The organism is Aquabacterium sp. (assembly GCF_004297345.1).
Lineage (GTDB): Bacteria > Pseudomonadota > Gammaproteobacteria > Burkholderiales > Burkholderiaceae_C > Aquabacterium.
In genome coordinates this window covers 1-6,215 of sequence record NZ_SCTN01000169.1, presented here as the reverse complement: position 1 = coordinate 6,215, position 6,215 = coordinate 1, and the positions used below count along the sequence as shown (strand labels likewise).

Genomic DNA, 6,215 nt, shown 5'->3' with positions numbered 1-6,215 from the left:
GCCGACATGTAGTCGATGCGGAAGTCCTCGAAGGGGAGCGTGTCGGCAGCTTCGATTTCATTTTGTGCCTTGATGGCGTCCCGAGCCTGTTGCGCCAGCCTGGTGTTGATGGCTTCTGGCAAGGGTTGGGCCATCAGGCTCGCTTGGGTTTGTCTGGATCTGTCCAGCGTGAAGCCAGCATGTCCGCCGGTTGCCGCTTGCATCAAGGCATCTACCACCCGAGCGGAGGGCAGTGTGTCAGGCTCGTTCAGCGCGGCGATTGCGCTGTGACAGGCCTGGCTGTGCGCATGGCCGCCGTGCAGGTCATCCAATCGTTGCGCAATTGGCAGGCATGCGCTCAAGATTTCCTGTGCCCAATCGATCAGCAAGATCTGCTGGCCGTTACGTTCCAGTTTGAGTCCGGGCTCTCTACCTCGAGAGGCAACGGCCTGTTGGTTGCGCGCCAACGCAGCGATTTCCTGCGGCGTATCCAGGGGGCTGTCCGACAGCAGACAGTGCAGCAAGAAGACGTCGAGGAACCTGGCCGTGCTTTCGTCAATGCCTACCGGCAGGAAGGGGTTGAGATCCATGCAGCGCACTTCGACATACTCAACGCCCCGCTCACGCAGGGCATGCAATGGCCGCTCGCCAGTCTGGATGACCCGCTTGGGGCGAATCGTGCTGTAAAACTCGTTCTCGATTTGCAGCAGCGATGTGGAGAGCTGCTTGTAGTTGCCTTGCTCATCGCGTATGCCGATCGCTTCATATGCCGGATAGGCTCGCGTCAAGGCATCTTGCAGGGAGGCCGCGTAGCCTTTCAAACCGTTGTAACTTACAGCCAGCGCGCTCTGGGCATCGCTCTGATAGCCCAGACGCCCCATGCGCAGCGACGTGGCGTAGGGCAGATAGCATGTGTGGGCATCCAGATCTTGCAGGCCGTGAGCCTGTCCAGCCACAAAGCCAGAGTTCACCGCTGGCGACGCGCCAAACAACATCAGCAGCAGGAACGATTGCCGCCTGAAATTGCGGATCAGGCCAAAGTAGTCGTCATTGCTGAGCCCAGGCATCGACCAGTTGTAGTGGATGCCCGAGATGGTCTGCATGCGCTTGCCGTAGCGATGAGCCAGGCCCATGCGGTACACGCTCTTGGCCCGACCCACATTGGATGAGCCGTATTGACCGATCGGAATGTCTGCATCCGGTGGCAGGTCACAGGGCATGCTGCTGACCCACAGCAGCTCTTCGCCAATCGACTTATAGACGAACTGGTGGATCTGGCGTAGTTCGTCCAGGCAGTCCTGGACGCTGGTGTGGGCATCGGTGACCAGTTCGACTTGGGATTCGCTGAAATCTGTCGTGATATGGGGATGCGTGAGTGCAGACCCCAGAGCCAAAGGATGGGGGGTCAAGGCCAGCTTTCCACTCTGGCTGGTGCGCAGGCTTTCTTTCTCTATCCCTCGGCGGATGCCCTCCAGGCGTTCCGTGGGCAGGGCGCTCAGGCGTGCGTTCAAGCTGGTCAAGCGCGATCTCCTCAATTCGTACAGAGGCGCAAAGGTATCAGAGTTGAATGAATCGTGCAGACGACGCGCCAAGCGCATAAGTATCTGATGGAATATTTCTTGCGGGAAATCATGAACAACCTATGGTTGAGCCTGCTCTTGCCGATATGGATGAAACCCGTTTGTGCGAAAAATCTGAAACATGTGTCTGATCATCAAGAAGCCTCTCGGACGCCGTATTGCCGCTGACTTCCTGGAAAACGCCTGGCAGCGGAACTCGCACGGGTGGGGGTGCTTTCACACCCAGCGCGGAGAAGTGATCTGGGCCAGAGGCTTGCGCCTGGATGAGTTGATCGATCACAACGCCTGTTTGCCCCTGGATGCCGAGGTGTATGTGCACCTGCGGCGTGCAACCTATGGCGACGTCAATCACGATATGGCGCATCCCTACGTGGTTCGACCAGGGTTGCTGCTCATGCACAACGGCAGCATCGCGCATCTGGCGCCTCAGGATGTTTCCCGCAGTGACACCTCTGAGCTGGCACGCGTGCTGCACGACATGCTGAGTGGCTTGTCAGATGAACAAGCCTCAGCCCTGATCCGCTCGCATGGCTTCAGGGCGTTGACCGCGCCATTGATCGACGGCTCCATGGTGATCCTGATGGATGCTCAGGGGGCAGTGCGCCTGGGGCGCGACTGGCACACGGTCAGTGCCGCTGATTGGAGTGACGCCATGGCCGGCATGGAAGTGTCCAACTCACATACCTGGGGCCGGCATTTGACCCCGTCCGCTGCGGAATCTGTGACCGTTTGAGCGCTCAGCGCGCCACCTTGGGCCCTTGTATGAATGAGCGGACATGGCTGGCGAAGCCCACGGGGTCTGCCACATTGACCCAATGCGCGGCCTTGATTTCCCGGCGCTCCAGGCTCGGGACCCAACGAGACAGGTCTTCGCTCAACCAGGGGCTCACGAAGTTGTCCTTGGTGGCCACCAGCACCATGACCGGTGCTTGCGCATGGCGTTCACGAGGTGCCATCACGCGCTGAAAGACATTGGCGCGATACAGCCAGACCCCGTGCATGCCGTCGCTGACCTGCGTGGGCCGAGGCGTGATGATCGTGCCTTCAGTCCAGCGCACCAGGGTTGGCCAATGCTTGCCGATGAACAGTCGCCACTGTGCTTCCGGCCACCAAGGCAACTGGAACATGTAGACATACCAGGACTTGAGCATCTGAATCACGAATTGGTACAGATGCCGAGGGGTGGGGCGGCTCAGCCTGCCGCGCAGCCAGAATCCCATGTGATCCAGGCAAGGCCCTGAGCAGGACACGTAGGAGGCGATGCGGCCCTTCAGTGATGGCTCAGTGACGAACTCCCAGCTTTGTACCGAACCCCAGTCGTGCCCGACCAGGTGTACAGGGCGGTTTGGGCTGACGGCATCAATCACAGCCTTGAAGTCGGCAGTCAGGCGATCAAGCCGGTAGGCGGCTCGGCCTGTTGGCTTGAACGAGTCGCCGGCACCGCGTACGTCATAGGCCACCACACGGTACTGGTCAGCGAGCTGCTCGGCCACTTCTCGCCATTCGCTGCGGTTGTCGGGGTAGCCATGAACGAGCACGATGACAGGGGCATCGGCCGGGCCCCAGCTTTCAGCGCGCAACACGCCATCCGGGCCTTGGATATCGAAACAGGTGGAGGGAAGAGAGGCGGTCATGCGTTCAAGCTGCGTTCAATGTGCGTACGTGTGAGGAAGGATCAACCAGGATCTTGACGTGATCTGTCGCAGAGCCCAGCGTGCCAAACGCTTCATCCACGCCATGCAGCCCAACCGTGCCAGTGATCAACGGGGCAGCATCCACCTTACCTTCAGCCAGCATGTGCAGGGTCTGCCTGAATTCGAGCGGGGTGTAGCCCACGGCGAAGCGGAGGTCAATTTCCTTGTTGATGGCGATGGCAGGCTCGATCTGATCGGTCTGCATGCAGACGCCAACGCCGATGATGCGCGAAAACTGGGGTGTCCCGCTGATGATCGATTGCAGCACGCCCGGCACGCCCACACATTCGAACACGATGGGGCGGTTGCGACCAATGCCCAGCTTTTCCCCGATCGCCCACAGGTGCCACCAGGGCAGCGGCACCTTGTCCAGTTGCTCCTTGGAGCTCAGTGCCAGTTCAAGCAAGCCGGGGATGTCGTTCTGGAAGCCCAGCGCCTTCCAGTTGGCGTAGGGTGAGGTTTGCGCTGGGTCTACCACTTGTGTGGCGCCACACCGGGTGGCCATGTCGCGGCGTGTGGGCGAGAAGTCGCTGGCGATGATGGTGCGCACGCCCTTGGCCTTGAGCATGCAGATCACGGCCAATCCCACCGGCCCGCAGCCGATCACGATGGCCACATCCTTGGATTTGATCTCGCTGCGTACCACCGCGTGCCAACCCACCGCCATGGGCTCGGTCAGGGCCGCTACCGTTGGCGACAAGCCGTTGGGGATGCGCAAGGCGAGGGTGGTTTGCACCAAGGCGCGTTCGGCATAACCACCAGTGCTGTGCGCAGACAGACCCACCAGATCGATGTCCTTGCCTCGCCGCAGCAAGGGTACGGCCACGATGGGCGTGCCGGGTTTGAACGGCGAGCGCGTACGCGGACCTGCATCCAGCACTTCGCCGCTGAACTCGTGCCCCATCACCACTTCCTGCGATGAGCTTTGCAGCGAGCGGTAGCCATGGCGGGACATCAACTTGCCCCAGTGATCGCAGTGCTGCCGCACATGCAGATCGCTGCCGCAGATGCCACAGCGCAGCACCTTGACCAGCAACTGGCCTGTTTCAGGGACGGGATCGGGGCGCTCTTCGACGGACAGGCGCTTGTCCTTGCAGACGACGGCTTTCACGGCTCCGTCCTCAGTGCTGGGCGAGGGCCTTGCGGTCCCGCTCGCCGCCCGTGGGATCCAGGCAGATGAAGGCATCTCGGCCGTCTTCAATGCCATAGGCAGGCAGATTGGACGAGCTGGAGCAGACCTGACCTTCCTTGGTGAACACCAGATCTCGCAGCCAGGTCACGCGCGTCGGGCTGGGATAGGCCACGAAGGTCTTGTTGACCGGGTTGAAGCGCAGGATGCGGTCCGACATATTGGAGGTGATCCAGACGTCGCCTGTGGTCGGATGGATGTTCAGTGCGTAGGGCGTTTCGTATTCGTTGGCGGCCAGCAGTGGCAATTTGAAGGACTCGAAGGTCTTGGTCTTTGTGTCAAAGCGCATCAGGGCGCTGTCATCAAACGCGGGGATCCACAGGATGCCGTTCTTGTCGAATCGAGGGCGACGTGGTCCACCCAGCGGGGTGTCGAACTCTTCAATCTCCAAGGTCTTGGGATCGATGCGACCGATCTTGTTGCCCAGCAACTTGGCGTACCAGATGGAGCCGTCTACCGGGTTCACGTCAATGCCATAGGGCAGGTTGAACAGCTTGTGCCCGCCCGTCCACTTGTGCGGCGAGGTGGTCACGGGCACGTTCTGACCTGGCCACAGCTTGCCCGACAACTTCAGCATGGAGGGGAAGGCCGCATCGACAAACCAGCGCAGAGGGCCACCGGCGGGCAACTTGATGATGGTGACTTTCTCAGTATTGGGATCGAAGCGCACGACCTGGTTGGACGCTGCCGCCGTGAACCAAACCATGCCTTGCTGATCGATGCGAATGGTGTGCGAATACAGCACGTTGCCATCGCCGATCGGGTAGCTCTTGAACTGCTTGGTCTTGGGGTCGAACGACATCAATTGCGCAGACAGCGCATTGGTGATCCAGATGCGGCCGTCCTTGCCTTGCGCCATGCTGTGCGGGCCATGCTTACCTGTGAACACGCCCAGAGGCAATTGCATGCCGGCGAACATGCCGCCCTTGGGCAGGTTGATGTCCGGCAGCGGGTATTGGCTGACCTTGCCAGTCTGGCGGTCCAGCGTCCAGAGGATGTCGTGGCCTTCGTCCGTGCCGTAGAGCAGGCCGTCGTCGCCCACGTCGGTGTCGTGGATGAAGGACATGGCGTCACCCACATGCCACTCGATCACCTTGGCGCGCGAGAGTTCATCGGTGGCCAGATACTTCTGCATCGTTTGCACGGCCTTGCCATCAAACGCCTTGTGCAGACTCTCGGCAATCGTCTTGTTTTCCGTGCGGGTCAGCAGGGCGCCGTAGCCCTCCATGCGGGTGATGGTGGCTTCCCAAGCAGATGTTTCCTTAGGTACGCGTGTCAGGGCATTGCCCACCTGGTGGCAATAGTTGCACTGGCTGATGAAGGTCCGGCGCATTTGCGGGTCTTCCCATTTGACCTGCGTGAGGTGCGCCGATGCGGTCAGGCTGTCTGACAGGGCCTGCACGTCCTTGAACGGCGTCATCTGGAGATCCAGTTTGACTGGCGTGTCGTTCTCGCTGAGAAGCGGCTTGTTCACATCTTCCAGCCGGTGATAACGAGCGCGTACCGTGAGCTTGCCTTTGAAGCTGCTTTGAATGGCATAGGTGCCATCCAGTGCGCTGTAGACGGTTTCCTTGCGATCCTTGGCTTCGTTCCAGACCGTGATCAGGGCTCCCGAGACAGGCTGGCCATCCACCGTGGCGACGCGGCCTTGCAGTTGCAGGGCGTTGGCAGAGCTGCACGCGGCAGCGAGACCCAGGGCCAGTGTGGTGGCCAGCAGGGTGGGGCGGGTGGGCAAGGATGTTTGTCTCATGGCAGCGTGGGTCGCTATTGGTC

The 6,215-nt window shown here is 60.6% G+C and carries 5 protein-coding genes; 1 reads left to right on the top strand and 4 read right to left on the bottom strand.

The features are described 5' to 3' along the window. Nucleotides 1-1,499, bottom strand: a 1,499-nt coding sequence (gene gshA / locus EPO09_RS05695) for a glutamate--cysteine ligase (RefSeq protein ID WP_290641067.1), incomplete at its 3' end; no start/stop codon positions are given. Between the two features lie 181 nt (nucleotides 1,500-1,680). On the opposite strand from gshA, the gene EPO09_RS05690 reads away from it, so the two are divergent. After that, complete coding sequence (locus EPO09_RS05690; RefSeq protein WP_290641065.1) at nucleotides 1,681-2,292, top strand: hypothetical protein; 612 nt, start codon at nucleotides 1,681-1,683, stop codon at nucleotides 2,290-2,292. A 4-nt stretch (nucleotides 2,293-2,296) separates the two neighbouring features. On the opposite strand, the gene EPO09_RS05685 is transcribed toward EPO09_RS05690, so the two are convergent. From EPO09_RS05685 to EPO09_RS05675, 3 genes are read right to left on the bottom strand one after another with little or no spacing between them, the layout of a single operon-like run. Then, nucleotides 2,297-3,193 carry an alpha/beta fold hydrolase gene (locus EPO09_RS05685; RefSeq protein WP_290641063.1) on the bottom strand — a complete coding sequence of 299 codons (897 nt, stop codon included), beginning with the start codon at nucleotides 3,191-3,193 and terminating at the stop codon, nucleotides 2,297-2,299. Nucleotides 3,194-3,197: 4 nt separating this feature from the next. Further along, nucleotides 3,198-4,364 (bottom strand): zinc-binding dehydrogenase, encoded by a 1,167-nt coding sequence (locus EPO09_RS05680; RefSeq protein WP_290641061.1) that lies wholly within the window; start codon nucleotides 4,362-4,364, stop codon nucleotides 3,198-3,200. Between the two features lie 10 nt (nucleotides 4,365-4,374). Then, on the bottom strand, nucleotides 4,375-6,192 hold the full coding sequence (locus EPO09_RS05675) for a carboxypeptidase regulatory-like domain-containing protein (RefSeq protein ID WP_290641059.1): 1,818 nt from the start codon (nucleotides 6,190-6,192) through the stop codon (nucleotides 4,375-4,377). Nucleotides 6,193-6,215: the final 23 nt, after the last annotated feature.

Coding starts and splice junctions, on each gene's coding strand:
- EPO09_RS05685 (WP_290641063.1), bottom strand. CDS start 3,193: ATGACCGCCTCTCTTCCCTCCACCTGTTTCGATATCCAAGGCCCGGAT.
- EPO09_RS05690 (WP_290641065.1), top strand. CDS start 1,681: ATGTGTCTGATCATCAAGAAGCCTCTCGGACGCCGTATTGCCGCTGAC.
- EPO09_RS05675 (WP_290641059.1), bottom strand. CDS start 6,192: ATGAGACAAACATCCTTGCCCACCCGCCCCACCCTGCTGGCCACCACA.